The organism is Sulfurovum sp. (assembly GCA_026990595.1).
In the GTDB taxonomy this organism is placed as follows: Bacteria; Campylobacterota; Campylobacteria; order Campylobacterales; family Sulfurovaceae; genus Sulfurovum.
Genome location: JALXCZ010000029.1, coordinates 26,549 through 53,534, shown reverse-complemented (window position 1 = coordinate 53,534; position 26,986 = coordinate 26,549). Strand labels below are relative to the sequence as shown.

Here is a 26,986-nt window from a genome sequence, read left to right as displayed (position 1 = left end):
GACAAGGTGTCACAATGATTTCATTATTATTTTCAATCCCAACATTTACTTTCATGGATTTGAAACTACCATTACTGTGTACCATAATAAAAGTACCCTCTTTTTTATGTACTAAAGTGTCTGAAGGTAATAGACACCCCTGTTCTTCTTCTGTAAGGACATCAATATTGATATTCGTCCCTACAGGATAAGAAAGTGCTTCTGAAAGGCTTACTTCTGCTGAAATAAGACCATTTTTAGAGGTTGGATAAATAGATTTGACATGTCCAATTTTTTCATCATTAAAAAGTACCATTTGGTCTTTAGCAATACTGTTCTTTTTGCTTGGAGCATAAGAAAAGAGCAGTTTTTTTTCTCCATTACTCATAGCTATGATAGGCTTACCTGTGGCTGCCAAGTCTCCTTCATGAAGTAGTACTGCATCTACTACACCATCAAAAGGTGCTACTATTTTCAAATAACTCAATTGATGTTTTAGTTGTGCGATTTTTTGTTTGCTACTCTCTAACATAGATTGTTTCGTCTCAAGTGTCACTTTTGAAATATCGAGTTTCTCTTTTGAGAGTCCTCCTACTTCATATAGTTTTTGATTACGTGCATAGATACTTTGTGCCAGTTGTACATCATTTTTTTGCGCCTGAAACGTTGATTCAAGGGCTTCAATGTTTGACTTTAGTTCAACTGTATCAATCATAACAAGAATATCTCCCTTCTTCACGTTTTGTGCTTCTTCTACCATAACTTTTTCAACATACCCTGCCAACTTGGTAGAAAGTTTGATGCTTTTATCTGAAAGCACCTGTGCTAAAAAAGAGACTGAGTTTCTCAATGTACCCTGCTTTGCTTTCACAACTTCTATACTCACTTGTACTGTACTGGGTAGTGCTTCATTGACTACTTCTTCTTTTCGCTTTTCAAGTAAACCTTTTCCTTTTATACCTAAAACAACAACAGCCAATACCACAAGTACCGTGATAATCATTTTTTTATTTTTCATTCATTTACTCCTCTTTCCAATAGATAATCTATATAAAACTTACTCTTTTGATAGTTATATTTACTCTCTATTACTTTTGCCTGTGCCAACCATGTCTTCCCTTTTGCCAAGAGTAAATCATTTAAGGTACTTGCATCATTGTTATAACGTACCTGTTCAATATTTTGTGCTTTTTTACTCAGTCTGTATTGGGCACTCTTGCCTAAATACTCTGCATAACTCTGTTTAACTTTTTCAACACCTTGTGTGAGTAGTTTTTTTAAGTCTAGCAGGGTCTGATCTTTTTTAAATCCTGCTTGCATTTTGGCTATCTTTGCTTTTTGTGTAGCGATATCTCTTTTGCCAAAGTCCACAAGATTGTAACTCACATTTACTCCTACTTGCCAGAGGGTTTCGTTATCCCAATTATTTGTGGCTATGTCTTCTCCATAGTTTTTACCTGCATATGCAGCAAGGTTCACCTGTGGTAACGTAGAAGCTTTACTCTTTGCTATCATTTTATCTGCTTTTTTAAGTGCCATATTTTCTACTTCAACTTTAGCCAGATGTATAGTTTTTGCATACAGTCTACTTACAGAGTAGTGCGGTTTTTTCACTTTGATTTTTATTGGACGTAGTTTTTTTACACGTTTCCCTACCAATGCAGAGAGTGAAGCTTTGGTTGTCTCTATATTTGAAGAGAGTATATTTTCTTGTGTACGTGCAGCTTGTTCATCTGATCGTGCCTTAAGTAAGTCTATTTTAGCTTTTTTACCCACCTTCACCTCATAGGCAATCTGCTTACTCAGTTTTTGAAGTGCTTTTGCATAGATGTGTTGGGCATTACGTATCTCTTGTTGTGCCAAAATAGAGAGATAGAGTGAACGAATATTATATGCCAACTGCTCTTTAGTAAGCTTCACACTTGCTTGACTCATCTGTTCAGCAATATAATCTATCTCAATTTGTCTTGTCTGTGCAAACCCTGTAAAAAGAGGTACTGTATATTTAAGCCCAGCAGAGTAGATATCTTTACTCGTTGTTATAGGTGAACCACCAGCAATAGAGCTAGGTACAAGTGGTGCAAGAGTACGTTCTATATTGTAGTGAGTATAGTCTCCAACTACATTGAGTTCACCAAAATTTTGTGCCTGACTCTCTTTACGTTTTAGTTCCGAGAGTGTGAGTTGTGCTTGGTTTTGTTTTATGACTGTACTGTGCTTTGTAGCATATGCTATAAGTCCATTCAGAGTATCTGAATATACAGATACCGTGATGAACCATAGTAAGAAAAGTTGTCTCATAAAGATACTCCTATCATTTTATGTCGATAGGATATCTTTTATATATAAACCCAATGTGAACTACTTCTCTAAAACCAGTTTTTTCTTGATATCAAAGATCTTTAAATAATTTTCAATATATTTATATAAACGCCTGTCATCCATTGTTGTAGATTTTTTCATAGGAAATTTTGAAAAAAATGCAGAAGGCATAATGGAGTGGACTTTGTCAGGATGTTTTAAATAGGAAAATATCGCCTTTTCCATACGCTTATCAGTACTGTACTTCATCAAGTAACGTTTGTAGATCAAGTTGCTGGGTATCTGCTGTTGTTGATGACAATGCAAACAATTCTGCTCAACAGACTGTTCTTGTACATCCAACTCTTCTGCACATACCCATAGACTCATAAAGCTTAAAATAAAAACTATTTTTACCATTTGACCATTACCTCCGTACCTTTACCTTCCTGAGATTTTATCCGTAGATCAAATCCATAATTCTGTACTACCTGATCAACGATATCAAGTCCTATTCCAAACCCGCCTTCACTTTTATTTGCCCGCTTAAAACGCTGTAGGATAGTAGTAAGATCCTTTGCTCTAATACCTATACCTTCATCTTTTACAATAAAAGCATCCTTGGTAAGTTTGATATAGAGTATACCTTTGGGTTTATTATATTTGATCGCATTGGAGATAATATTATCTATCAAACGCACGGCATCATTTTTATCCATTTTAAAAATAACATCCGGCTCAATATCTATCGTGACTTTCAAGCCTTTTGCTTCAGCCATTGCTGAGAAATAAATGATACGTTCTTTAAGAAGATCACTCATATTGAGTGTAATGATCTTACGGTGATAATGATGATTCAGGTTCAAATAGGTCAGATCATCATAAATACGGCTGAGTGTTTTAGATGCTATTTCTATACGTTTCAGTTCTTTTCTACTCTCTTCATGTTTCCCAAAAGTCTCTATCATCTCAATATTGGTTAGTATAGTACTAATAGGCGTATTGAGTTCATGAGTTGTATCTTGAATAAAATGATTCATCTGTTCAATGGAGTCACGCATCGGTGCCACAAACAGTCTTCCAAGGAAATATCCCAATATAGAGAAAAAGATCCCAGCTGCGAACATAAAAAAAAGTATATTCTTTTGTAAATCTTCAATAGGTTTAAAATCTATTTCTTTGGATACAAGAAGGTATGCTGCGCCCAGATAGTAGGGTTCTATTTTTACAATATGATAAAGAACATTTTCATCTTTATGGTCATTAAGGGTATGCTTTGTCTTAAAAGTACCGAATATATAGGCTTTGTCGAGATCATAGATAGCAGATTGTATATGCTTACTTTTAGGATAGTACAGTATTTTAGCATCTGATCTGTGCAGTACTCTTAACTGTGACTTGATATGTTCTGCTTCATATTTCAATGTTTCTCTTTGTTGGTCAAGCAAGTGATGTTTAGCAGAGCTGTAAAATATCCAGGAAGCTAAAGAAAAAAGCAAGAAGGTAGAAGTCAGATAGATCAGTAAAAACCGGATGAGACTTCTTTTCTCACTACTTAACAAAACGATATCCTATATTTTTGATCGTCTCTATCTTCTCTTTGCCTATGGCTGCACGAAGTGTTTTAATATAGGTTCGAAGTGAACCCGGACTTGGTTCTTCACCATATTCCCACAAGGCTTCAAATATCTTTTCATATTCCAAAAGTTCATTACTATGCTGCAAAAAAAGTGCCAATAGTTTCAGCTCTTTTGTTTTCAGAGATACTTTTTGTTCATCCTGTATTAAAAGCAGTTCTTTCGTATCAAAAACAAGCCCTTCCTTTAACTCTATTTTATCATCATGTGTACCAAAAGTACGTTTCAGCAGAGACTCCACCCTGACAAGCAACTCTTTTAAAGCAAAGGGTTTTCGGATATAGTCATCACATCCCGATGCAAATCCCTGTTCTACATCTTCTGTACTATGCAGAGAAGTAATGAATATCGCCGGTATCTCTTTACCTTCACTGCGGACACTCTTTAAAAACTCAAAACCGTTGATATATGGAACTTTCACATCCAAAAGCATAAGATCAATATGTTTTTCATAGACTATATCCTGTGCCTGCAGACCATCATATGCACAATAGACTTCGTACCCTTTCAGTTCAAGAAAGTGTTTTACCGTATCGCTTAGCTGCAGATCATCTTCAAGTAGTAAAAGGGTTGGAGTCATCTTTATCTACCCTGGCCTTTCATCATTTTTTCCCTTATCATACGTAAGATATTCTGTATTATAAGAAAGTAATGTGAATTATATATGAATAGAAAAGTGTAAATAAACATATGAAAATATTTCATATGATTTAAAGGGAACCTCAAAAAAATATTATTCAAGATTCCCCTACTTCATAATCTGCTTATAAATAATTCCTTTTTAGACTCTAATAGTACTGTACTTTACTTAGATTTTGAGAAATTAAAAATTCAGCTTTATATTTAAAATTAACATTTTGGTAATACTTTTCATATAGCATTCCCTTAAAAAAATTATAACTTATAATTATTTTAAAATGCATCAAATATGATAGATAGCATCTATTTATGATATTTGATGCATTTAATGCTCAAAGAAGTTTATATCAAAGGAAAAAGAATATGAAAAAAATTGGATTAAGTATTGCGGCATTTGTTGCAACCTCATCGTTATACGCAGCTACACCAAGTAATGCACAGCTACTCAAACGTATAGAACAACTTGAACTTCAGGTTGCCAAGAATAAAAAAGTAACATCACACAAAGAAAAATATGTTGCTCCTGTAGCACAAATAGAAAACAACTCTCCTTACGGGAAATTAAAGATCAGTGGTGACTACCGTTTTGCTGTTGACAATCTTCATTATGACCTTGCAGATGGTTCTACTGCAAAAAATGATGCACTGCTGACAAACAGACTTTGGCTGAATTTCAGTTATAAACCAAATGAACATATAGATTTCAACACCAAACTGGCATTCAACAAAGTTTTTGGACAAGGATTTATCTACTATCCAGGAGGTAAAGCACCTTTTGACGGATTTGACTGGCTTGCTTCAACGACCAATACAGACGATAGATTTAGAGTAAAAAATGCCTATATCAACTATCGTGATACACTTTTGGACGGGAAACTTCCCTGGAGTTTTGGGGTAGGAAGACGCTCTACTTCTTACAATCAACTCATAAGCTGGAGAGATGACACCAAAGCCAACTCTCCTCTTGGACATATTGTCTCTGCTGAATTTGACGGAGGTCATCTTGCTTTCAATCTTTCCAAAATTACAGGTGTTTCAGGAATGAAAGTTAAATTTGCCGCAGGTAGAGGAGCCAGCTATGTCTCTCCTTCACTTTCACCTACTCCAGATATTGACTGGGGAAAAAATATCAATATGTTTGATGTGAATTTTGTCTTCTATTCAGACGAAGCACTACATGCAGAACTTCAAGCCATGCATGTAACCAATCTGATCGACCTTAAAGATCCACAGAACCCGAATCAGGGATTTGACACTGTTGGAAACATGGATCTTGCGGATTTTATGATGACGTATAATGCCAAAAACTTTAACAATACAAAATTCTTTGCCTCATTTGCTGTGAGTCAAACAGATCCTAACAATAACCAAACAATGCTGGGAAGCCCTGACAAAGAGACAGGTACAAGCTACTGGTTTGGTGCACAAACAGCATTGCTTGGTGGAAGATTTGGACTTGAGTACAATCATGGCAGCAAATACTGGAGATCATTTACCTATGCGGAAGATACAGTTGCAGGATCGAAACTTGCTGTAAGAGGTAATGCCTATGAAGCCTACTATACAAAAGAGATCATGGATGGATTAAGCTTCCAGGCACGCTATACATATATGGATTATGATTATACTGGAAGTCAAGGTTTCTTTGGAAGTACGACCGGTGCAGCCATGAAGATAGAGGATGCAAAAAACTCACCTATGGCAAAATACATTGTAGATAAAGCACAGGACGTAAGAGTGTACCTAAGATATCAGTTTTAATATTTAACTTAAAGAGTGTCTGAAAAACGACACTCTTTCAAGTATCTTCTTTCCTGCTTTAACAACAAAGTAATACTTCTTAACTATCATCTCACTATAGATACTTTTAGTTTTTATTTTCAAGTTTCAACCCAAATCTCGAAATAGAAAATTTATATTTTAACAAGAGATTTGGGTTCAAAGCAAACTTTTAATTAAAATCAGTACTATATTATCATATAAATAAGGATAGGTTATGAAATATCTCTCTATATTACTTCTGTTTTTTTCTTTGTTAACGAATACAGTCTATGCAAAAGAGAAGAAAACCAAACAAAATAAAGATGAACAAACCATAGAAGAACTTGTCAAAGAGATCAAAAGCAACCCTATGAACAGACGAATTTCTATCAACAGACTGAAGATCAGACTGCGGAATATGAACATTGAGATCCGAAGAAAGATCATGCTTGACCTTCAGCATTCTTTAGGTGGTCATACCATTCAGCCTACACAGCATACATCTACAGAACAGGTCAGTCACCATCAGGGAACGGCACAACAGCCAACACCAGCTTCCACACCGACAACAGTTCCAAGTTCAATTCCGACATCAACCCCAACATCTGTTCCTATTTCAGTGCCTATATCGGTTCCGGTACCGACATCAGTTCCAATTCCAACATCGGTTCCAACTTCGATCCCAAATCAAATAAATACACCCTTTCATAAAACATAAACGGAGATACAGATGAAGTTTTTACCTATACCCTACTTTTTATTGATACTCACAACATCACTTTTTGCAGTGAATGATCAAGATATTGATGGTGTTGATGATGCACATGATCTGTGTATCAATACCCCTTTTGATAAGATCGTTGATGAGAACGGATGTCCCTATGATACAACCGGTACAAAAAAGTTTACATTTCAAATAGGTGAAGATATCAGCTTTAACTCTTTTTCCAATAAAACAAATATCCTTAATCTCTTTTTGAATTACAACTACAAAAAATGGGACTTTTCTCTTTCAAGTACCAATTACAATGCAACCAACATTAACACACTCATTGACACAGAAGATGACCTTTATTTAACAGCCGGATACCTCTTTCAAACAAACAAATTAAATACCAAAATCTCTGTAGGAACCAAGTTTGCTTTTATGGATGATGATGCTATCGATAGGGACAATGATTATTTCATTTCTACAAATTTTGATTACTTCATCAGCCCAAAACAGAATATATTTCTCTACTACAGCTATACATTCAGTGGCAACAGCGACACAACCGACTATGAGAATTTTCACTCATTTTCCATAGGAACAGGGTATGCATTCACTGAAAAATGGTACAGTGCCCTCTCCTATAATTATGCACAATCACCTTATGCCAATATAAGATCCTACAAAGCACTCTCATGGTTCAACTACTATACTTTACCGCATGATTTCTATATTTCATGCAACTATGCACGTACATTGAACCACTCTTCAGACTATGACCACCTATTCTCTTTTAACATTGGAGTAAAGTTTTGAGTAAACTTCTTCTTCTTGAAGATGACCCTAGTCTCTCCAAAACACTCATCAAGTATCTGAGCAGCCATGGTCATGAACTTGACTGGGCAAAAAATGGAGAAGAGGCCATAGACCTGAGCTATGATAACCGATATGATCTCTATCTTTTAGATATCAATGTCCCTCTACTTAACGGTATAGACCTGCTTAAGGCACTCAGAGATGCAGACGATCATACACCTGCCATTATCATCAGTGCACTGAGGGATGTCACTTCTGTAACACAAAGCTTTATTGCTGGCGCAGATGACTATATGAAAAAACCTTTTGATCCTGAAGAACTTCTTATTCGTATCAGAGCAAAAACATCTACTTTGCAAAAAGCACTTCAATTCAAAAATTTTGAAATCGATATGACAAAAGAGGAAATTTCCTATAACGGATCATCTATCTCTTTAGGAAAAGTACAAAAGAGTATTTTGCTTTCACTCATTAAACATTATCCCGATCCTGTCAATAAGAATGATTTGATGTCCCTTTTGGACAAACCTTCTGACCTTACACTCAGGGTACACATCTCCAAACTCAAAAAAAAGTTCGATCTTCAAATTAACAATGTGAGAGGAGTCGGTTATCAAATTATCTGAAAGAGAGTCCCTGCTTAAGAGTTTTACCCTCTTCTTTCTTGTGATCGAAATTTTTCTTGTCTCTATTTTCTATTTTTACTATAAAGTTGAAAAAGTGCATATTGACAGAGAGCTTGTTTTGGAGATGAAAAACTATAGTCTTTTTTTTGATGATGACCGGTTTGACATTGATGTAGTTTCCTTAAAAAAAAGCACAAAAACCTTTTATGAACTCTATCATGATCAAAAAAATATATATATTTTAGTCCCTCTCCCGGAGAGTAGAAAAGATGCAGTAAAAGTATTCTATCCGCTTAACAAATACTATAAACTGCTTCATAGAACAAAAATATCACTATTAAGACAGTTTCTTCTACTCTCTTTTATTGCTGTTTTTATCTCAGTACTCTTCTCTTTTTATGTACTCAGTCCACTGCGAAAAAGTCTGCAGCTTCTGGAGATGTTCATCAAAGACATCATTCATGACCTTAACACACCTCTTACATCCATACTTGTCAATCTCAAGATGATGGATGCAGACAATGAAGAAGTAGAGAATATCGGCAAGAGTGCTCAAACTATCTCTATGCTGCAGAACAATCTTGATGCATACCTCAAAGAGGCAATATTTGAACGAGAAAAATTCGATCTTAAGGAGATTGTACAGGAACAGGTTGATTTTTTTGCTCCCATGTATGACTACCTGAACTGGGAAGTCAACATTCAAAGCAGTATCATCAAAAGTGACCCTAACGCTTTTGCAAGGATCATTTACAACCTGCTGAGCAATGCCTGTAAATACAATACTTCAGACGGTTTCATCAAGATTTCTATGCAGGGAACAACACTCTCAATAGCAAACAGTTCTTATGACGGGATCAAGAACCCCACCAAGGCTTTTGAACGTTTCTACAAAGAGAATGAACGGGGTCTGGGTATCGGCTTGCATATTGTCGAGAAACTCTGTCAACAACTTGACATAGCAAAGAGCTTGGAAGTCAAAGAGAATATCGTTACTGTTCATTTGGATATGAGTAAAGTAGTTTAGGGCACCTTTAGTCCATCATCTTCAGTCGTGCGAACAACCCTGCGGTTGTCGTGTATCCGACTTCTGTAAATTTCAACTTGCCTTTACTGTCATATATAAATGTAGTGGGGAAAGCGTTGACTTTGAACTGCGCTGCCCATCTGCCGTCACTGTCATTTAAGACTTTAAATGTCAATCCTCTCTCTTTCATATACGCTTCTACCTTGGGGTTCTCTCCTGAGCTGACAGCAACAGTCAATACTTCATATTTTTCCGATACCGATTGTATATTGGCGGCTTCAAGTTTACAGGTAGGACACCATGTAGCCCAGAAGTGTATCACCAACGGTCTGCCCTTTTTGACTCTGTAACTGCTACCGTCCAAAAGCACTGCTTCTATCTTTGGCAGCGATATGCTGTCAAGTTCAGGTTTACGGATATAACTTATTATATTACTTAATATAAATAAAAGTATTCCTCCAATGATGATCTCTTTGAATATGTTTTTTATATGCCATTTACTACTCATATCTGCAACCTTTTTAATACCTGTTCCAACTCTCCTCTGTATGTACTGCCGTAAAGTGCTGTATGTACCAGTATCGGATAGATCTGATAAAGCGGTACCTTTGTCTCATAAAAATCGTTACTTAAAGGATGTACTTCGTTATATGCATCAAAGAAGCTTTTCCCAAAGGTATGGAACATGACAATAAATGCCAACTCCATCTCTCTGTCTCCAAAATAGAGTGCAGGGTCTATAAGGGTTGCACCATTCATATTAAATAGTATGTCGCCTCTCCACAGGTCTCCATGCAAAAGCGAAGGTGTGATCTTGCTCATATCTATACGCTTATAAAGGTCACGGCACACTCTTTCTAACCGGCTTACCGTCTCGTGGCTTATCTGTCCTTTGTCATAACATACCTGAGCCATAGGCATAATACGCATCTGTCCCAGAAAAAGTCCCCAGTTGTACTGTGTCTGTTCATTCTTTTGCACAAAAGAGGCAATAGTCGTATCATAATAGTAACCATACATACGGCTCTCATTGGTTACAGAGTGAAGATCTGTCAAAACTCTGGCTGCTGCCAATGCTTCTGCCTCTGTACCGATACTCTGTTCTTCGATCAGATCCATCAGCAAATATGTTTCTGAAGAAGCATGCACTTCAGGCACTCCTATTTTATATTTTTTAATATCTATAAGCATCTCTGCTTCTATTTGAAGCCTGTCTGAGGGTTGTGAAGTTTTGAGTATATATGTATTATTGGCAGTATTTACTTTGTATATATCGCCAATCTGACCTTGAGAAAAAAAATCTATAGAACATATCTCTTGGTTTAAACACTGAGAAAGTTCTGCTTGAAGGTACTCCATTTAACCGATATCCAATCCATCCCAAAACTCATCATAATCCAAGTTTGTCATAGAGGCATCCTCTTCTATACCTTTTTCTATGAGCTTCTTCTGCTCATTCTCGAAATACTGCTCCAGCGCCTCTTCTATCATGGTATTGATATCTTTTTTCAAGATCTCGGAAAATCCCAAAAGATCATCTATGGTGCTTTGTTTAAAATGTATATTTATTGTATCTTTCATAGCACTATTTTAACATAATATTGTTACACTACTCTCATGGAACTTACAGATAAAAACTATGAAAATATCATTAAAAACAATGAAAAGCCCGTCTTTATAGACTTCTACTCCCCTACCTGCGGACCTTGTCAAATGTTGACAAAACTCATAGATGAACGATTGGAAAAGTATGGAGAGGAAAATGGTATACCTGTAGTAAAATGTGATGTAAGTCATAACCCTAAACTTGCTTCAGCCTTTAAAATAGAATCTGTCCCTTTCACTATTGTAGTCATGCCGAATGAAAAATTAAAGTATCCGGAACTTGGGCTTAAAGATGAGAGCTATTACTTTAATCTTATTGACAAACTGGCAGGAAAAGGCTCTTTCTTTTCCAGACTTTTTAGCTAAAGGACAAATATGAAACAGACATTTGAAGTCGTAAATGTAAAGTGTGGAGGCTGTGCCAACACCCTTAAAACCAAACTTTTAGAGGAGTTTGGAGAAGTAGAAGTCAACCTTGAAGTAGAACCAAGACAAATCACTCTAGAGATAGAAGAGTCACAAGTCCCTGCCCTACGCCAAGCCCTCAAAAGCCTAGGCTACCCTATAAGTGATGAAGATTTGTCTACTGTAGAGGGTTTTACGACTACGGCAAAGAGTTTTGTCTCTTGTGCTGTTGGGAAGATGAATACATAGTTTTAGCTAGTATCACAGCTCCAGCTGTGATACTTTTTATCGGTATATTGGGTCTATACATAAATCAGATACCGATATTGCATAACGAAGCTGGAGCTTCGTTACGAGTTAAAATTTCTGTAAGATGCGATTACCATCGCACCACATAAGGGAGTATAACAACAATCATACTCTCGCAGCAAGGACTAAAAAGATTTAAATATGTAGGGTGTTGTGCCCTCACAACACCAAAAAATCTGAGATTGATAAAAGTTCAAATCATTGGTGTTGTCATGGTACAACACCCTACGTAAGTAAAGTTTACTGTATAATCAAATTTGAAGTATGCATTACCACGTGCAACGTGGTAACGAGAAAATACAATCATTGAAATCATTAAGCCAGCTTCAAGATTTGCACAAGAATCAACCACTAACTTATTCAGCATATTAACAGAAAATATGCCCAAAGATATTATTAATGGAAATAATGAATCAAGCTAATCACTCCCCAAACAAATAAATCAAATCAGGAAACAAGACAATAATCAACAGTGCCAACACCTGCAATCCGATAAACGGTACTACTCCTCTGTAGATATCTCCTGTACTCACCTTATCTCCCGCTGCACCCTTAAGATAGAACAGGGCAAAGCCAAACGGTGGGGTGAGGAAGCTTGCCTGCAGGTTCATGGCGATGAGTATGGCAAACCAGATGGGGTCTATGTGGAAGCTTGCAACGATGGGTACCAAAATAGGGACAACTACAAAAGCTATCTCTATGAAGTCTATGAAAAAGCCCAGCAGAAAGATGACAAGCATGGCAACCAAAACGAATGTCCATTTACTCCCTACATCTCCGGTAAAGAACTGCAGTGCCATATCTCCACCACCCAGTTCGTTGAACACAAGTGAGAATGCCGTTGCCCCTATCAATATCATAAATATCATTGCAGTGAGTTTGACAGTCTCTATAGCTGCGTAGCGTACAAGCTCAAAGTTAAAAGCTTTGTTGAACAGAGCCAAGCCCATTGCCCCCAACACACCGATAGCCGCAGATTCCGTAGGAGAGGCGATCCCTGCAAAGATGGAACCTAGCACTGCTCCTATAAGTAGAAGTGGCGGAATGATGGCTTTCACAGCATTCTTGACAACCTTACCATACGGTTCATTGGAAATGATGGCAGGAGCAACCTCTTTGTTGAAAAAAGAGATGAGTAGAATATACACAATATAAAGGATGATCAACAACAATCCCGGTACTACCGCTGCACGGAAAAGATCACCCACACTCAGGTGCATCTGATCACCCAGCACAATGAGTACGATGGATGGAGGTATAAGCTGTCCCAATGTCCCCGAAGCTGCTATACTCCCTGAAGCCAGCGCAGGAGAGTAGTTGTGTTTGAGCATTAGCGGCAGAGCAATAAGACTCATCATCACCACTGAAGCCCCGACGATGCCTGTACTTGCTGCCAGTATCGCCCCTACCAGTACCACAGAGATAGCCAGACCGCCACGTACTGAACCAAAAAGTTTTCCCATGGAGCTAAGCAGATTCTCCGCCATTTTGGACTTCTCTAAAACAAGCCCCATGAAAATGAAAAGCGGTACTGCCATGAGCGTGACATTGCCCATAATCCCATACGTTCGGTACGGCAGCATCTCCAACACCTCAAGCCCTACTTCATCGGATATAAGCGCAAAGAAGAGTGCCACAGCTGCAAAGACAAAGGCTACCTGAAATCCAGCCATGAGTAACACCAAAGCCATAGCAAACATAAGAAACACAGGATCAAACCAAAATGCCATACGTTCAAACCAGGCAAAGTAGACCACTCCACCAAAAAGTACGACCACACCAAGGGTTTTCCAAAGTATAGTTTTGTTTTCCAAGCGATGGTATGCTTTGAGTACTTCACTCACAGACTGAAGCAGCAGCAGTACAAAAGCCACTATCAGCATCGCCTTGATAAGCCAGCGGTGTGTCAATCCTCCCGGATCGGAAGAAACTTCATGCTGCAAATAACTCTGGTAAGTCATGTCAAATGCATCATTTAGGAAAAGTAGTGAAAAAGGAATGACCAACAACAACATAGAGAGTATTTGAATGATCGCTTTTGTACTGGGTGAATAACGCTCAAAGAAAATGTCCACTCTTACGTGTTTGTCATGTTTAAGTGCATAGCTAAGCCCAAGCAGAAAAATAATGTCAAACAGATGCCACTCCATTTCCTGTAAGGCAATAGAACCTGCCGAGAACAAATAACGCATCGCTGCATCATAGGCTACCAAAAATGAAAGTACCACAACCAAAACAGCGGCAAAATAACCTGCATATTTACTTATCCGATCCAAATAGTAAGAAAACTCTCTATTTTGCATTTTCTCTCCAGTATGTTTCTAAACGTTTGTTCCACCCTTTACGCCAACGTTCTTCTCCACGTTTTGGAGGTGAATTTTTAATGCGTTTACTGAGTATTCGGTTTGCAGATTCTGCAAAAGCTCTGAGTCTGTTAGGCTCTTTGTCATCCATATTCCAAAGGACTTGCAAGAGCCCCCATCCCTGCCCTTTGTAGCGTTCACTTTTAAGTGTTCCCTCACCTTTGAAATTCGTATAGTCAAGTAGCACATAAAGCCCTCTTTCGTTTACTGAGCCGTCTTTATTGTGCATCACTTCATAAAAACGTCTTTGGATGATCTCTCTTTTCCTCTTATCATCTATACTCTCTAGTATTTGAGGCAATGCCTGACTGAGCCTTTGTACCATAAATTCTGCTTGGTAGCCAAAAGTTTTTTTAAGAAAAGAAAAAAGTTCCATATACTGTTTTGTTTTGGCTTTTTTAGCTGCAAAAAATGCTATTTTACTCTGCCAAGGAAAGTCTGTTTCAGGGGTGAGCCATGAGGGTAACACTACACCTTTTTTTTGCATAAACGCTACCACCATAGGAAACACTTCTCTAAAGCGTTCGGTATGGTCTTTGGGAAACCAGATGAAATGCCCTATGCCCAGACTTGCAAAGTCCTCTCCTTCGTTCCACCAAATAAGATACTTGTCTTTGCCTGCACCCTCGTTTTGCCATACTTTTTTGGCAAGGAAGTTGGCTTGTTTGGGTGTTAGTTTGATCTCGTTACTAAAGAGTGTGGAAAACAGTAAAAAAAACAGTAAAATGGATCTCATTTATACTCCATTGATTGATTCTCAATATAATACCAAAAATAGATTTACAAGGAAGCTTTTTAATGTTTATTAAAAGAACTGTTATCATCACTGCATTGATAACTTTATTGACATCTTCCATATCGGCAGAGATCAAAAGTATGCCTTTGGAGAAACTTAACGGTGTCTGGCACCTGCGTGTCATGGACAGCATGGAGGTACGCAAAGCCAGAGCCATTTTGGATTTTGATATAGAGAAGATGAAACTCAGCGGTTTTGACAGCTGTAACCGCATAGGCGGAGCTTTGCATAAAAACAGTGATACAAACATCACCGTTCCTATGCTTATGGCAACCAGAATGGCATGCAGAGAGCCTCTTGAGAACTGGGTAAGCAAACGTCTACACGAAACACTTGAAGAGGGCTTCAATATAACAGAAGATACAAAATACGGTGTAGAAGGCATCACTATCAAAAGCCAAAATCATGAACTCTTTTTTAAGAGAATGGGGAAAGAATAAAAATTAGCCTGTCAAGAAAATTTGCAGTCGCGACAGTGGTTGCATTTTCTTTTTTTGGGTCCGTTTTCTTTCTTTGTTGCATCAACAAAGAAAAAAAAGAATGAAAGAAATTTATACAAAACTAGGTGCATCATTCGCAAAGAGTATTAAATCTCCTACTCTCGTCTGCTCCACAAGCATACTCTCCATCTCACCTTTAGTTGCCAACTTCACCAATTTATCTGCATCAACATGCTCTTTAAAGATAGTATAGTTTAAATCACCCGTGACTACTACCACATCAAATACTTCATTGGCACGTTTGGCTACTTGCACATTCAGTGCATCATCTACCTCAACAAGCCCCGGAGTGATGACTACTTTTCTGCCCTTGTAGGTAGAAGCCAGATCAAATGAAGCCATCATTCCATCTATGTTTCCGTTAAAAGAGTCATCCAATATTACTTTGCCACCTGCATCAATACGCTGGAGTCTATGGTCTACCGGCTTGAGTGTAGAAAGCTGTTTTTGTATCTCTTCATCACTGAGTCCAAGCTCTTTGGCTACCAGTACGGCAGCTGCCAGGTTCATGGCATTAAAGGCACCCAAAATACTTGCAGAGTAGCGTACACCATTCAGCGTAAAGCTTGTAGCATCCAGTGTAGCCTCTACATCTTCTATAGTAAATTCCGGTGCAGGCAGACCTGAGCGGATATCCAAATTCTCTTTTGTTCCGAAAGTATGTACATTGGACTCAGGCTTGACCATGGCACTCTCATGTATCCATGCCTGTTTTAATCTTGATGTTTGGAGTATCTCCATTTTGGTATTGCGAATGTTCTCCATAGTTTTAAAGTACTCAATATGTGCAGGACCGATCTTCCCTACCACCACATAGTGAGGATTAACAAATGTAGTGATCTCAGCGATGTCTCCTTCTCCTCTTGCCCCCATCTCTACCACATAGACTTCCGTATCTTCAGGCAGTTCATCATTGACATCTTTCATCACGCCACCCAGTGTATTGACCGATCGCGGGGTTGCATAGGTTTTATACTTGGCTTTGAGCAGATGTTCTATATAGTTCTTAATACTTGTTTTACCGTAACTTGCTGTCACACCTACAACCGTAAGGTTCTCCATAGCTTCTATCTTCTTCTGTGCTTTGACCTTGAAACCGTTAAAGAGCATCTTCTCAATGAAAAGAGAGATAAAGTAGGCCAAAAAGATAGGAAGAATGACAGCAAAGTGTTTGAAGGCAACAGCAATAAAAATGGCAAACAGAAGCATGGCAGCAAAGAAACGTTTGACCCTTCCTGTCCAGACCAACGGTTTGTCCAGTCCTCTGTACCATTGAAACAGTGCTGCCAAATAGATGAGTACCACAACAAATCCGTAACGGTTGTCAGTAGCATAATTTACCAACTCATACAGAGCAAACGGGACGAGGAAGTAAGCAAAGTGCCACCAGGTTTTGGTGTGGTGAAGGATGACACGTTCAAGTTTGTAGCTGTACCACTGCAGGTTTGTAATGGCATAGTAACCCATAGCCAAAATAAAAAGTCCATAAAAAAGTGCATTGAATATTTGTAGCATTAGTCTTGATCCTTACAGTGTTCAGAAATGGTTTGTGCAATAAAATTTGCATGTTTCAAAAAGAAAAAATGATCTCCATCCAACGGATAGAATACTGAGTCCTTGATGAGTCCGGCTATCTTCTCTCCGGTGTAAAGCGGTGTGGCAGTATCTTCTTTGCCCCAGAAACACATGGTCTTGCTTTTACTTTGGGCAAAAGAGGCTTCAAAATCCTCATCTACCACATTTTTAAACGTCTCATACATCTCATGGCTCATATTTTCCACATCTTTACTCTTGAACATATCACGGATAAATGTTATACCAAGCGGTTTTAAAAACTTCACTGTAGCGATCTTAAGTTTGATCGACCACGGTTTTTCTGTCACTACACCGGCACTTGAAAGAAGCACCAGGCACGGTGTATGAAGCAGTGTAGAGACTTTACCGCCAAAAGAGTGTCCCATCGCAATAGTGGGTGTAACATCAAGTATTTTTAAAAAAAGTTTTACAATCTCTGCATAGTCTTTGGTAGTAAGTATCATATCGTTGGTTGATTTACCAAATCCCGGCATATCAAGGTAAATATGTTTATATTCCGGTAAGAGCTTAGCAAATGCCTGTTTCATTATTTCTTTATTGCTTCCCCAGCCATGCAGCACAAGAAGTACTTTTTTCTGTGCAGGGTTGACCAGTTCATAAGCGAGTCGGAAGGAGTGTTTTTTATAGGTTATCTCTTTTGATGCCATGCTGTACCATTGTATTAAAATTGAAGTATTTTAACATAATGGCACTTTATTACCACACTAACTATTGGATCTTGAGTCTTTGTGATCTGTCAAATCCATAAACATCAGGAAAAAGTTCCAAATGACCCGATTCGTCAACATAGGCTGTATAATAGGCTGTATGTACCTGCAACTTTTTATTGAGGATAAGATGTCTTGTTTTTAGAGAATCATACCAGTTTTTGACCGTAGGAAGATCCTTGTTACTGTAGTGTGTCGTCACATGATTTAACAGTGCAACCGGCTTACTAAGTCTAATACACCCATGACTGAAACATCTTATTTTTCTCTTAAAAAGAGATTTTCCCTGCGTATCATGCATATAGACAGCATGTGAGTTAGGAAAAATGAACTTCACTCTTCCCAGACCATTTTTAACAGATGGTACTTGGACAAGTTTGTATGGGATATAACCCTTGCCATCCTTAGGGTATTTGGACCAGTCTACAGAAGCAGGATTTACTTTTGGTGAACGAAGATCGTAGGATTCTTTATGCAGTTCCATCCCCTTTGCCGCTACCCATCCCGGATTTCTTTTGATCTTTGCAACATACGATCTTCTCATAATGGAGTCAGGCACATTCCATTGTGGGTTGATCTCAACATACTTCAATCGTTCTGAAAAAATAGGTGTCTGCATGTTTGGCTTACCCACGATCACAGGAAATTTAAGCGTTGTTTTACCGCTTTCTATAAGTCGTACTTTAAACTCTGGGACATTAATAAGTGCATAATTTGTACCCATTTCCGGTTTCATGAGTTTTGTTCTCTCAATATTAAGACGTACCTTATGCAATGTCTCAGCAGAGACATTACCATCTTTTTTCAAAACTTTATATGTATGAATAAGTTTGGAAAACTGTGGTGTTTGAGGCACATACGGCTTAAGTATCATATCGATAGACTGTCCGGCTTTGAGCTTCATGACAATATCTGATTTCTTGACCTTCTGCATATAAGTCTCATAATACGTATCTATATCTTTTGCTTTTTTCTCACGTTGGGATGCTTTAAAACTTTTAAGGTCTATACAGCCGTTGGCAAGGTTATTTGCATAGGCTACAAGCATTTTGGTCATCAGTTTGGAATTTCTGCTCTGTTTAACCTTTTCATAAAGTCTCTGCTTATCGCAGATCGAGGCATATTTATCTGTCTCAAGTATTTTTAAGAATTCATTTTTCTGACCGTATCTCCAGCCTTCATTGTCCGGTGTTCCCACACAACCGCTTAGAAGTACTGCCAGTACGACACTCCATAAAACCTTTAATCTCATCATCTTCCTTTTTTCAGAGTATCCCTTAATTCAACACAATAATACAACACTAACTTGTCAAAAAATGTCAATTTTACCTTACAGATACTTTTTTATACTGTTCGCACATGCATAAGCACTTGAAAATGCCCATTGAAAGTTATATCCTCCCAAACGCCCTGTTACATCCAGTACTTCACCTGTAAAATAGAGTCCCTCTGTTTTTTTACTCATCATTGAGTCTGCATGCACTTCATTGGTACAAATCCCGCCTTTGGTCACTTCTGCTTTGGCATAGCCAAATGTACCTGCGGGTGCAAAACTGTAATGATTCAATGTTTGTAATAAGCACAGTTCTTCCTGTGTTATTTTAACCCCTTGTTTATCGTCCAGATTCAATTGTACCAAAAATGCCTTAGTAACACGTTTAGGCATAGGTAAGAGTGAAGAGAGTTGTTTTTTACTCTTTTGAATACTCTCCCATGCAAAATTCGGCAGAAAATCTACCTCTATTTTTCCTTTTTCCCAATATAGGGAGGCATCCAGAATAGCCGGACCGCTAATACCTTTATGGGTAAAGAGTAAGGAACCTTTACAGTACTGATCTGCTACTTTGATCTCCACTTCTGTAGAAACACCAGAAAGCGCTTTAAAAAAGAACTGCTCTTTTTGTACTGTAAATCCTACCAAAGCAGGTGCTGTTCTTTTAATCTTATGTCCAAAAGATGCTGCTATTTCATAGCCAATGGGGCTTGCTCCAAGTTTAGGGAAACTAAGCCCACCGGAGGCAACCACCACATATTTGGCATTTAACGTCCGTTTGTCTGTCCTAACACTGAAAAAGGCACCCCGCTTACTTACATTAGTAACATTTTCGCCTAAAAACATCTTCTGTTTTTTACCTTCTTTCAAAAAAACATCCAAAAGCTCTTTGGCACTCTGTGAACAAAAATATTGATGGTTCTTTTTAAGTACAGGTCTAAGTTGACGGGACTGTAACCATTTTAAAAGTGCTTTCTCATCAAAAAGATCCAGAGCACTCTGCACAAAAGTACTTTTACCCACATAGTATTCACTGCCCATAACTACATTCGTTATATTGCACTTTCCTCCACCGGAAATAAGTATTTTAGCTCCGGGTTCTGCATTATGTTCTATGACAGTTGCACTGTTTTTTGGAAGCAAAGAGGCCAGCATTAAAGCACTTGCCCCTCCTCCTATAATAATTATCTCATTATGCATAATGGAATTATAGCTAAAGCTACACATAAATTACACATGTAAACGATTAGAATACATATAAAAAAGGTGTATCTATGAAACTTCTGATTATTATTTTTTTTCTACTCTCTACATTCATGACTTTCTCCCCTGCTGCGGAGAATTACGACACAAGAGCGTTTCGAATACTTACAAAACTCTGTAAATCTTGCCATGGTACACCTTTTTACATGGCAAAACAGGTTGATGACGATGATTGGGAATTCTATTTTGAAACAGAAGGTAAACTTGAGAAGATTCATAAGAACAAGCCCAAGGGACTTAGCAGCCTAAAGTCTTCTCTTTTCAAACAGCATAAAAAACGTTTAGAAAAATTCTTGGTAAATAATTCAAAATTCTCCGGGAAAGTACACGGCTGCGATGCAAACTTCTGCGGAACACATCATTAGAAAAACTTTATAAACCCTTCTGTTTTTTTATGTTATAATAGTAAAAAATATGGATGAGGGGATCATGTTCAAAAAAGTGATCATTATAACTACTGTTTTATCCTTTGCATACGGGAATCTCTTTACTATTACCGATAAAAAAGGCAAAGTATTCCACAGTAAGCAGATTGCACATACCCAAAATGCCTACTTGAACCAAAAAGCCACAGAATATTCACTCCAGGCCATCTATAATGAACTGCATCGTGCAGAAAACCTTGCCCGTATGGCAGAAGCTGCAAGACAAAGAGCCAAGCGTATTGCCAAAGCCAAAGCAGCTGCAAAAAAAGCAGGAAAAATCTATCACCTTTCAAAAGCAGACAGAAAACAACTACTCAAAGATGCTAAAGTTTTCAAAGGCGGAAAATATGTCTGGGGCGGTACTACACCACAAGGATTTGACTGTTCCGGATATGTGCAATACCTTTATAACAAACATAATATCCATCTTCCCCGCACAGCATGGGCACAGTCTAAAAAAGGAACCCCAGTTGAGAAAAACAACCTTCAAAAAGGCGATCTTCTCTTTTTTCTTACCGACAAGTCACGCGGTATTCCTGTCACCCATGTGGGTATCTACATAGGGGGTGGAAAGTTCATTCATGCTGCCTCCAGGAAAAAAGGGATCATTATCTCCCCTATTGACCACGGATATTATGCAAAGAAATTGGTTACTGCCAAAAGAGTATTGCAAAAAGAATCCTAAACTATTTTTCAATTAACACTCCCCTAACACTTCCCTAACACAACAGTAATACCATGTATCCTATAATTTTGAATGCACATGAAAAAGGAGCGCACATGAAAAAAAGATCCATACTACTTAGTTTGTCAGCTATACCTTTACTTGTTGCCTGTGGTGGTGGAGGTGGCGGAACAACTGCTGCAACAACAACTACCACACAGACAACAAAGCTTATAGGTACAGTACCGGGAACCAAAATCGAGGCTTTCTGTGATAACGGAAAATATTACACAACCAAATCAAATAATAACGATACCAACCGTCATCCTTTTGAACTGGATGTGAAAAAAGACAGTAGTTGTTATATTGTGATGACAATGAATGAAGACAATCCTGCACAAAGAACCATTACTATGTTAGCATTCCAAGATGCATCAGGTAATGAATCTACACGTATCCAGATGACAGGTGATATCGTTGATTTAGGATATGTAGATCTTCCACAAGACCCAACTGCTATGGACGATAACAATAGTGACCATGTCAAAGATACACCTATGGTGATAGATATTCCTCAAGGAGCAACTGAAACAACGACCCCTGACACTACATACGATAGCAATCAAAATGGTACCGTAGATGTCTATGAAGATCCAAATCACAACGGTACACCTACAGCGTATGAAGACACCAATAATAATGGAACACCTGACATCCAAGATGACAGCAATCATAATGGTACACCAGATATTATGGATTCAAACAATGATACTCAAAATGATAGTAGTCATGATGATGACCATGATGATGGAGGAACTACCGATACCAACACTTCAACAGGTGGTGGAACAACTGGTGGTGGAACAACTACATCCAACGGATATATACTCACAGCATGGAATGACCTAGGAATGCACTGTATGGATGGAAATGACTTCTCTGTATTCTCAGTACTTCCTCCTTACAATAATCTCCATGCACAACTCAAAGATAAAAATGGTGGTTTAGTCACTAGCGGTGTAACATTGACCTATGAATCTACCACAGGAACTGATGGTAAAATCAACACGTCAAGTGCAGATAAAACCAACTTCTGGGACTTTAGTAATAAACTTTTTCCAAATTCAAATTTACAGCCTGACGTAGGTTTGACGGGTAAGAAAACACCAAGTACCATACCTCAAAGTATGTTATTTGATACACAAGAGAAGTGGTGGAAAGCAGAAGGCTTACCACTTACACCTTATAATGATGACGGAAGTAAAAACTACTATCCACTGGTCAAAGTCACAGCAAAAGACACTGCAGGAAATGTACTTGCTACAGCTAAAGTGGTACTGCCTATTAGTGATGAGATGGATTGTAAGCGTTGTCACGCAACCAATTCACTGTCACCAAAAGCAAAACCAAATGCAGGATGGGTTGCTGACACAGACCCAGAAAAAGACTTCAAGCTGAACGTACTACGTCTGCATGATGAACGTATGCCAAATGCAGTCAAAGATCATATGGCATCACTCAATAAAAAAGGCTACACTTATGATGCAGCAGGACTTGAAGCAAGTGCAAGAGCAGGTACGCCTATCTTATGTTCAGCATGTCACAGCTCCAATGCATTACCAGGTACAGGTGTAGATAATATTAAAGCCTTTACTACAGCTATACATAGTTACCATGCTAAAGTTATCGATCCATATACCAACTTAGCAATGAATGACAGTACCAATAGAGGTGCATGTTATGCTTGTCACCCAGGGGCAGCAACTAAATGTCTTAGAGGTGCTATGGGAGATTCTAAAGATGCAAACGGACAGAACACAATGCAATGTCAAAGTTGTCATGGTCATATGAGCAATGTAGGAGATGCCAATAGAAAAGGTTGGCTAAGTGAGCCAAACTGTCAAGCATGTCACCATGATGGTATGCGTGAAACATCAGCAATTGATCCAGCGACCAATACACTCAGACATGTGGTAGATACAAAATTTGCTACCAACACCAATACACCAATGACAGGTGTCAGTCTATATAGATTTAGTACCGGTCATGGTAAGTTACAGTGTGAAGCTTGTCACGGTGCAACACATGCCATCTACCCTGCACACAATGCGGACAATATTTTAAGTGAAGGTATTCAAGGACATACAGGAACTATCGGTGAATGTGCCTCATGTCACAGTTCTGTACCAAACACTACTACAGGCGGACCACACGGTATGCACCCTGTTGGACAGTCTTGGGTCAGCGGTCATAAACATGTTGCAGAAAGAAATGCTGCACAATGTAAAGTTTGTCATGGACAAAACTACAGAGGTTCTGCACTTTCTGAAATGTTCACAACACGTACACTCAGTGTTGAACATGGAAACAAAACCCTGCAAAAAGATCATCAGGTCTCATGTTATGACTGTCATAACGGACCAAACCCATAAAAGAGAAATTCCTGTTTGCTTCGCGGGGAGGGAGAGTCTCTCTCCCTTTTTCTCCCATCCACATTTCAAATAACACTCCCTTAACACTCTCTTTGATACAATCCTTCACAACCAAAAGTCAATTTTTATGTTAAAATAAATGCACCCACAAAAGGTATAAAATGAAACTCCTGCTCTTAGAAGATGACCAAATACTAAGTGAAACACTACAACTGTTTCTCTCTCGTGAAGGCTATGGTGTAGATACAGCCCTAAATATTGAAGAGGCTGAAGAACTTACTTTTTCCCAAAAATATGATCTTTATCTTTTTGATATTAATCTGCCGGAAGGGAGTGGTCTGTCTTTGTTGGGGTCACTCAGAAATGCTGAAGACCGAACACCTGTTATATTTATTACTGCACTTACTGATATGAACTCTATGGCAAAAGGGTTTGATCTGGGTGCTGTTGACTACATCAAAAAACCTTTTTCTCCAGAAGAATTACTGATTCGTATTGATGCGAAATTCAAGAAGAGATCAATACATTATGGCAATATAAACTATGATTCATATGCAAGAATTCTACGATTGAGTGGGGAGATCATTGATATTGGAAATGTGCAGTTTAAGATTTTTGAGAAACTCCTTCTTCATCAAGGCAAAATCGTAAATAAAGAAGAACTCTATGAATGTCTTGACCATATTTCAGATACAGCCCTTCGCGTGGCATTAACCAAAATAAAACAAAGACTTGGTATCACGATTAAAAATATCAGAGGCAGAGGATATATTCTTGAAAAGTTATGAAAAAGAGTCTCTGCTCAAAAATTTTCTTGTATTTTTTTCACTGTTGGAAGTGTTGCTTGTTTTGCTTTTTGGGGAACTTAATCATACAGAGATCAAAGAGTATAAGCAAAATATACATAAAACCATGCAATTATGCAGCTATACGATGAAATGTGACCAATTTCAGTTCAATTTTGCACCCAAAGACAACCATAAGCTGAACAGACTGTATGAAAACAGCGGTTTATATAGTTTTTTTACTATTCCAAAATCCCAAAAGTATCTGATCAGGATCTCCTATCCTAAAAAAGCACTACATAAAGATATGACCCATATACGAAATATTCTCTGGATTAAGTTCATTGTTGCAACTTTCTTACTCATGGGAATTGCTTTCTTCTTTACCCTCTATAGTCTTAAACCTATTCGAAAAGCATTACGTATCAACGATGAATTCATTAAAGATATCCTGCATGATTTTAATACACCCATTACTGCAATGTTACTCAATATCAATATGTTCAAAAAAGAAAAAGGAGAAGATCCTTTCATTAACAAGGTCTCAAAGAGTATCAATACTATTCTTTTGTTGCAGAATAATCTAAAAAGTTTCCTGCATCACTCTCCTTCACAAAACAGTCATATAGATATAGCACTATTGGCAAAAAAACGTTTGGAATTCATACAGAACATCTACCCAAAGATCTCTTTTGTGTATTACAAAAAGCATGATCTTCTTAAATGGAGCAATGAAGAACTACTTACCCGTATACTCGATAATCTACTAAGCAATGCTGCAAAATATAATAAACCCAACGGAGAAGTGAAGCTCACTATTGCTCAAAACAGACTGGTCATACAAGATACCGGTAAAGGGATCAAAGAGATCCAAAAAGTATTGGATCGTTATTATAAAGAACAGGACAGAGGCATAGGTTTGGGATTGCATATTGTCCAAAAGCTGACAAATGAACTCAATATTATCCTACATATAAAAAGCAAGTTAAATCAGGGGACAGAGGTCATACTTGATTTTAAAAACCTCCCGGAGGAGAACAGATGAAATATTTTTTTCTTCCATGGGTGTTATGCATTGCATTGTCACTGCCCATTATCTCTGATGTAGATTCCCAGATAGAAGCTATACAAAAGGCTTCTGTATCAGAACGCTTTAAATTAATGAATGCTTTTAAACGTGAAATAGTACAAATGAAAGAGACAGAGCGAATAGAGGCACTAACGAAACTAAGATCGATCAATAGTAGTAAACATGCGAATGCTGCACTTAGAGAAATCACTCGACATAAACCACGTAGATATTCCAAACATCATAATGATACATTAGAGAGGATCAAAGACAATGATGCACAAGAGAGCACTACCAATCAGACAGAAAATAATATAGAGAATGAAACCTCCAATGAGACCGAAAACAATGTTGAAAACGAAACTTCCAATGAAACTGACAATAGTGTAGAGAATGAAACCAGTAATGAAACAGAGGACAATATCGAAACACAAACACAGGAGCATGTTGAGAATGAGACAGAAGATAGACATGAAGAGGAGCATAATGATGACTAAAAAACTATTGGCTCTAGGACTATTAGCAAGTACACTAAGTTATGCCCAAGGTATCAATGATGAAGATTTTGATGGAGTACCCGATAGTCTCGACCAATGTCCGCACACTCCTTTCTTAAATCAAGTCAATGCCCAAGGATGCACAACAACGATACTAACACTCCCTAATGAAACCGAATACGACAGTATGACACTCACACTAGGGTATGGCTTTAGTACCAACGAAGACTTGGTAGGAAGAAAACAACAAGATACCGGTACGGTACAACTCAGTTATTATCATAACAACTGGAGTTACTCTCTAAGAAGCGGCTACTATTCACACAATACAAACAGTGGTATTTTAGATACCACATTTAAAATTAGAAAACGAATCAAGCTCACAAAAAAACTAAAACTTGGTTTGGGCATGGGGATAAAGTTCCCTACTTATGACTTTACCGGAAATAAAACAGATTATACACTTTACTCTTCATTAAGTTATTATCCTACCCATTCACTTTCTGTTTTTACTGGACTTAGTCATACCTTTGTACAAGATGAAAAAGTCATTACCCCACTACGAGACACCAATAATTTCTATATTGGAGCAGGATACTTTTTTACAAATAAATTTTATGCCAATCTCACATTTGGACTCTCTGAAAGTAAATTTACCAATGAACATGTTACTAGAAGTTTAGGTAGTACCCTCTACTATAAAATAAACAAAGACTGGTTTGCAACGCTCTCATATAATAGAGAAATAGATGAGGACTTGCATGATTCATTAAATTTTAAAATTGGGTATAAATTTTGGTAA

Annotated in this window: 29 protein-coding genes; 15 read left to right on the top strand and 14 right to left on the bottom strand. The window is 37.9% G+C overall.

What is annotated here, in order from left to right; translation table 11 throughout:
* The 5 genes from MVE01_RS06360 to MVE01_RS06340 all read right to left on the bottom strand — a co-directional run.
* Positions 1-997 (bottom strand): efflux RND transporter periplasmic adaptor subunit (locus tag MVE01_RS06360; protein ID WP_472561339.1); only part of this gene is annotated, 997 nt, incomplete at its 3' end.
* Complete coding sequence (locus MVE01_RS06355) at positions 994-2,280, bottom strand: TolC family protein (RefSeq protein ID WP_472561338.1); 1,287 nt, start codon at positions 2,278-2,280, stop codon at positions 994-996. The genes MVE01_RS06360 and MVE01_RS06355, both read right to left, overlap by 4 nt.
* 60 nt (positions 2,281-2,340) lie before the next feature.
* The gene (locus MVE01_RS06350) at positions 2,341-2,700 is read right to left on the bottom strand and encodes a hypothetical protein (protein WP_472561337.1); all 360 of its coding nucleotides are present in this window, start codon (positions 2,698-2,700) and stop codon (positions 2,341-2,343) included.
* On the bottom strand, positions 2,694-3,842 hold the full coding sequence (locus MVE01_RS06345) for a sensor histidine kinase (RefSeq protein WP_472561336.1): 1,149 nt from the start codon (positions 3,840-3,842) through the stop codon (positions 2,694-2,696). Before MVE01_RS06345 ends, MVE01_RS06350 begins: the two co-directional genes overlap by 7 nt.
* Positions 3,832-4,497 carry a response regulator transcription factor gene (locus MVE01_RS06340; RefSeq protein ID WP_472561335.1) on the bottom strand — a complete coding sequence of 222 codons (666 nt, stop codon included), beginning with the start codon at positions 4,495-4,497 and terminating at the stop codon, positions 3,832-3,834. Before MVE01_RS06340 ends, MVE01_RS06345 begins: the two co-directional genes overlap by 11 nt.
* Positions 4,498-4,919: 422 nt before the next feature.
* Here MVE01_RS06340 and MVE01_RS06335 point away from each other — a divergent pair, with 422 nt between their 5' ends.
* From MVE01_RS06335 to MVE01_RS06315, 5 genes are all read left to right on the top strand, one after another.
* Positions 4,920-6,317, top strand: a complete 1,398-nt coding sequence (locus MVE01_RS06335) for a DUF3373 family protein (RefSeq protein ID WP_472561334.1) — start codon at positions 4,920-4,922, stop codon at positions 6,315-6,317.
* A 235-nt stretch (positions 6,318-6,552) separates the two neighbouring features.
* On the top strand, positions 6,553-7,035 hold the full coding sequence (locus MVE01_RS06330) for a hypothetical protein (protein WP_472561333.1): 483 nt from the start codon (positions 6,553-6,555) through the stop codon (positions 7,033-7,035).
* A 12-nt stretch (positions 7,036-7,047) separates the two neighbouring features.
* Positions 7,048-7,842 carry a hypothetical protein gene (locus tag MVE01_RS06325; protein WP_472561332.1) on the top strand — a complete coding sequence of 265 codons (795 nt, stop codon included), beginning with the start codon at positions 7,048-7,050 and terminating at the stop codon, positions 7,840-7,842.
* A complete protein-coding gene (locus MVE01_RS06320) occupies positions 7,839-8,468 on the top strand; it encodes a response regulator transcription factor (RefSeq protein WP_472561331.1) in 630 nt (209 codons plus the stop codon). The genes MVE01_RS06325 and MVE01_RS06320 overlap by 4 nt, the downstream gene beginning before the upstream one ends.
* Before the next feature lie 94 nt (positions 8,469-8,562).
* Positions 8,563-9,495: a sensor histidine kinase gene (locus MVE01_RS06315; protein ID WP_472561330.1), complete on the top strand. Its 933-nt coding sequence runs from the start codon at positions 8,563-8,565 to the stop codon at positions 9,493-9,495.
* A gap of 7 nt (positions 9,496-9,502) precedes the next feature.
* Here MVE01_RS06315 and MVE01_RS06310 read toward each other — a convergent pair whose 3' ends face one another.
* From MVE01_RS06310 to MVE01_RS06300, 3 genes are read right to left on the bottom strand one after another with little or no spacing between them, the layout of a single operon-like run.
* Positions 9,503-10,003 carry a protein disulfide oxidoreductase gene (locus MVE01_RS06310; RefSeq protein WP_472561329.1) on the bottom strand — a complete coding sequence of 167 codons (501 nt, stop codon included), beginning with the start codon at positions 10,001-10,003 and terminating at the stop codon, positions 9,503-9,505.
* On the bottom strand, positions 10,000-10,854 hold the full coding sequence (locus MVE01_RS06305; RefSeq protein ID WP_472561328.1) for a fructosamine kinase family protein: 855 nt from the start codon (positions 10,852-10,854) through the stop codon (positions 10,000-10,002). The genes MVE01_RS06310 and MVE01_RS06305 overlap by 4 nt, the downstream gene beginning before the upstream one ends.
* A complete protein-coding gene (locus MVE01_RS06300; protein WP_472561327.1) occupies positions 10,855-11,076 on the bottom strand; it encodes a hypothetical protein in 222 nt (73 codons plus the stop codon).
* Positions 11,077-11,112: 36 nt separating this feature from the next.
* Here MVE01_RS06300 and MVE01_RS06295 point away from each other — a divergent pair, with 36 nt between their 5' ends.
* Both MVE01_RS06295 and MVE01_RS06290 read left to right on the top strand, forming a co-directional pair.
* Entirely contained in the window at positions 11,113-11,466 is a 354-nt protein-coding gene (locus tag MVE01_RS06295; RefSeq protein ID WP_472561326.1) for a thioredoxin family protein, read from the top strand.
* Positions 11,467-11,475: 9 nt separating this feature from the next.
* Positions 11,476-11,754, top strand: a complete 279-nt coding sequence (locus tag MVE01_RS06290; RefSeq protein WP_472561325.1) for a heavy-metal-associated domain-containing protein — start codon at positions 11,476-11,478, stop codon at positions 11,752-11,754.
* Between the two features lie 482 nt (positions 11,755-12,236).
* On the opposite strand, the gene MVE01_RS06285 is transcribed toward MVE01_RS06290, so the two are convergent.
* Together MVE01_RS06285 and MVE01_RS06280 are read right to left on the bottom strand one after the other, a co-directional pair.
* The gene (locus MVE01_RS06285; RefSeq protein WP_472561324.1) at positions 12,237-14,117 is read right to left on the bottom strand and encodes a TRAP transporter large permease subunit; all 1,881 of its coding nucleotides are present in this window, start codon (positions 14,115-14,117) and stop codon (positions 12,237-12,239) included.
* A complete protein-coding gene (locus tag MVE01_RS06280; protein WP_472561323.1) occupies positions 14,107-14,913 on the bottom strand; it encodes a hypothetical protein in 807 nt (268 codons plus the stop codon). The genes MVE01_RS06285 and MVE01_RS06280 overlap by 11 nt, the downstream gene beginning before the upstream one ends.
* Positions 14,914-14,975: 62 nt before the next feature.
* Between MVE01_RS06280 and MVE01_RS06275 the strand changes: the two genes are divergently transcribed.
* The gene (locus tag MVE01_RS06275) at positions 14,976-15,413 is read left to right on the top strand and encodes an META domain-containing protein (protein ID WP_472561322.1); all 438 of its coding nucleotides are present in this window, start codon (positions 14,976-14,978) and stop codon (positions 15,411-15,413) included.
* A gap of 111 nt (positions 15,414-15,524) precedes the next feature.
* Here the strand turns inward: MVE01_RS06275 and MVE01_RS06270 are convergent, their stop codons facing one another.
* The 4 genes from MVE01_RS06270 to MVE01_RS06255 all read right to left on the bottom strand — a co-directional run bounded on the left by MVE01_RS06270 (position 15,525) and on the right by MVE01_RS06255 (position 20,249).
* Positions 15,525-16,988 carry a Mur ligase family protein gene (locus MVE01_RS06270; RefSeq protein ID WP_472561321.1) on the bottom strand — a complete coding sequence of 488 codons (1,464 nt, stop codon included), beginning with the start codon at positions 16,986-16,988 and terminating at the stop codon, positions 15,525-15,527.
* Positions 16,988-17,716, bottom strand: a complete 729-nt coding sequence (locus MVE01_RS06265; RefSeq protein ID WP_472561320.1) for an alpha/beta fold hydrolase — start codon at positions 17,714-17,716, stop codon at positions 16,988-16,990. The genes MVE01_RS06270 and MVE01_RS06265 overlap by 1 nt, the downstream gene beginning before the upstream one ends.
* Before the next feature lie 61 nt (positions 17,717-17,777).
* A complete protein-coding gene (locus MVE01_RS06260; protein WP_472561319.1) occupies positions 17,778-19,028 on the bottom strand; it encodes a L,D-transpeptidase family protein in 1,251 nt (416 codons plus the stop codon).
* 78 nt (positions 19,029-19,106) lie between these two features.
* Positions 19,107-20,249, bottom strand: coding sequence for a BaiN/RdsA family NAD(P)/FAD-dependent oxidoreductase (locus MVE01_RS06255; protein ID WP_472561318.1), 1,143 nt, complete (start codon positions 20,247-20,249; stop codon positions 19,107-19,109).
* 74 nt (positions 20,250-20,323) lie between these two features.
* Here MVE01_RS06255 and MVE01_RS06250 point away from each other — a divergent pair, with 74 nt between their 5' ends.
* The 7 genes from MVE01_RS06250 (at position 20,324) to MVE01_RS06220 (ending at position 26,986) form a co-directional block, all read left to right on the top strand.
* Positions 20,324-20,677, top strand: a complete 354-nt coding sequence (locus MVE01_RS06250; protein WP_472561317.1) for a hypothetical protein — start codon at positions 20,324-20,326, stop codon at positions 20,675-20,677.
* A 49-nt stretch (positions 20,678-20,726) separates the two neighbouring features.
* On the top strand, positions 20,727-21,422 hold the full coding sequence (locus MVE01_RS06245; RefSeq protein WP_472561316.1) for a C40 family peptidase: 696 nt from the start codon (positions 20,727-20,729) through the stop codon (positions 21,420-21,422).
* Between the two features lie 95 nt (positions 21,423-21,517).
* The gene (locus MVE01_RS06240) at positions 21,518-23,833 is read left to right on the top strand and encodes a hypothetical protein (RefSeq protein WP_472561315.1); all 2,316 of its coding nucleotides are present in this window, start codon (positions 21,518-21,520) and stop codon (positions 23,831-23,833) included.
* Between the two features lie 161 nt (positions 23,834-23,994).
* Positions 23,995-24,621, top strand: coding sequence for a response regulator transcription factor (locus MVE01_RS06235; protein WP_472561314.1), 627 nt, complete (start codon positions 23,995-23,997; stop codon positions 24,619-24,621).
* Positions 24,608-25,663, top strand: coding sequence for a sensor histidine kinase (locus MVE01_RS06230; protein WP_472561313.1), 1,056 nt, complete (start codon positions 24,608-24,610; stop codon positions 25,661-25,663). Before MVE01_RS06235 ends, MVE01_RS06230 begins: the two co-directional genes overlap by 14 nt.
* Entirely contained in the window at positions 25,660-26,184 is a 525-nt protein-coding gene (locus MVE01_RS06225; RefSeq protein ID WP_472561312.1) for a hypothetical protein, read from the top strand. The genes MVE01_RS06230 and MVE01_RS06225 overlap by 4 nt, the downstream gene beginning before the upstream one ends.
* The gene (locus tag MVE01_RS06220) at positions 26,177-26,986 is read left to right on the top strand and encodes a thrombospondin type 3 repeat-containing protein (protein ID WP_472561311.1); all 810 of its coding nucleotides are present in this window, start codon (positions 26,177-26,179) and stop codon (positions 26,984-26,986) included. Before MVE01_RS06225 ends, MVE01_RS06220 begins: the two co-directional genes overlap by 8 nt.

Excerpts from the sequence above, each read along its gene's own strand:
- MVE01_RS06280 (WP_472561323.1), bottom strand. The coding sequence starts at position 14,913 with ATGAGATCCATTTTACTGTTTTTTTTACTGTTTTCCACACTCTTTAGT.
- MVE01_RS06265 (WP_472561320.1), bottom strand. The coding sequence starts at position 17,716 with ATGGCATCAAAAGAGATAACCTATAAAAAACACTCCTTCCGACTCGCT.
- MVE01_RS06350 (WP_472561337.1), bottom strand. The coding sequence starts at position 2,700 with ATGGTAAAAATAGTTTTTATTTTAAGCTTTATGAGTCTATGGGTATGT.
- MVE01_RS06220 (WP_472561311.1), top strand. The coding sequence starts at position 26,177 with ATGACTAAAAAACTATTGGCTCTAGGACTATTAGCAAGTACACTAAGT.
- MVE01_RS06340 (WP_472561335.1), bottom strand. The coding sequence starts at position 4,497 with ATGACTCCAACCCTTTTACTACTTGAAGATGATCTGCAGCTAAGCGAT.
- MVE01_RS06290 (WP_472561325.1), top strand. The coding sequence starts at position 11,476 with ATGAAACAGACATTTGAAGTCGTAAATGTAAAGTGTGGAGGCTGTGCC.
- MVE01_RS06285 (WP_472561324.1), bottom strand. The coding sequence starts at position 14,117 with ATGCAAAATAGAGAGTTTTCTTACTATTTGGATCGGATAAGTAAATAT.
- MVE01_RS06250 (WP_472561317.1), top strand. The coding sequence starts at position 20,324 with ATGAAACTTCTGATTATTATTTTTTTTCTACTCTCTACATTCATGACT.
- MVE01_RS06335 (WP_472561334.1), top strand. The coding sequence starts at position 4,920 with ATGAAAAAAATTGGATTAAGTATTGCGGCATTTGTTGCAACCTCATCG.
- MVE01_RS06270 (WP_472561321.1), bottom strand. The coding sequence starts at position 16,988 with ATGCTACAAATATTCAATGCACTTTTTTATGGACTTTTTATTTTGGCT.
- MVE01_RS06240 (WP_472561315.1), top strand. The coding sequence starts at position 21,518 with ATGAAAAAAAGATCCATACTACTTAGTTTGTCAGCTATACCTTTACTT.
- MVE01_RS06355 (WP_472561338.1), bottom strand. The coding sequence starts at position 2,280 with ATGAGACAACTTTTCTTACTATGGTTCATCACGGTATCTGTATATTCA.
- MVE01_RS06330 (WP_472561333.1), top strand. The coding sequence starts at position 6,553 with ATGAAATATCTCTCTATATTACTTCTGTTTTTTTCTTTGTTAACGAAT.
- MVE01_RS06325 (WP_472561332.1), top strand. The coding sequence starts at position 7,048 with ATGAAGTTTTTACCTATACCCTACTTTTTATTGATACTCACAACATCA.
- MVE01_RS06255 (WP_472561318.1), bottom strand. The coding sequence starts at position 20,249 with ATGCATAATGAGATAATTATTATAGGAGGAGGGGCAAGTGCTTTAATG.
- MVE01_RS06275 (WP_472561322.1), top strand. The coding sequence starts at position 14,976 with ATGTTTATTAAAAGAACTGTTATCATCACTGCATTGATAACTTTATTG.
- MVE01_RS06310 (WP_472561329.1), bottom strand. The coding sequence starts at position 10,003 with ATGAGTAGTAAATGGCATATAAAAAACATATTCAAAGAGATCATCATT.
- MVE01_RS06235 (WP_472561314.1), top strand. The coding sequence starts at position 23,995 with ATGAAACTCCTGCTCTTAGAAGATGACCAAATACTAAGTGAAACACTA.
- MVE01_RS06260 (WP_472561319.1), bottom strand. The coding sequence starts at position 19,028 with ATGAGATTAAAGGTTTTATGGAGTGTCGTACTGGCAGTACTTCTAAGC.
- MVE01_RS06245 (WP_472561316.1), top strand. The coding sequence starts at position 20,727 with ATGGATGAGGGGATCATGTTCAAAAAAGTGATCATTATAACTACTGTT.
- MVE01_RS06295 (WP_472561326.1), top strand. The coding sequence starts at position 11,113 with ATGGAACTTACAGATAAAAACTATGAAAATATCATTAAAAACAATGAA.
- MVE01_RS06300 (WP_472561327.1), bottom strand. The coding sequence starts at position 11,076 with ATGAAAGATACAATAAATATACATTTTAAACAAAGCACCATAGATGAT.
- MVE01_RS06225 (WP_472561312.1), top strand. The coding sequence starts at position 25,660 with ATGAAATATTTTTTTCTTCCATGGGTGTTATGCATTGCATTGTCACTG.
- MVE01_RS06305 (WP_472561328.1), bottom strand. The coding sequence starts at position 10,854 with ATGGAGTACCTTCAAGCAGAACTTTCTCAGTGTTTAAACCAAGAGATA.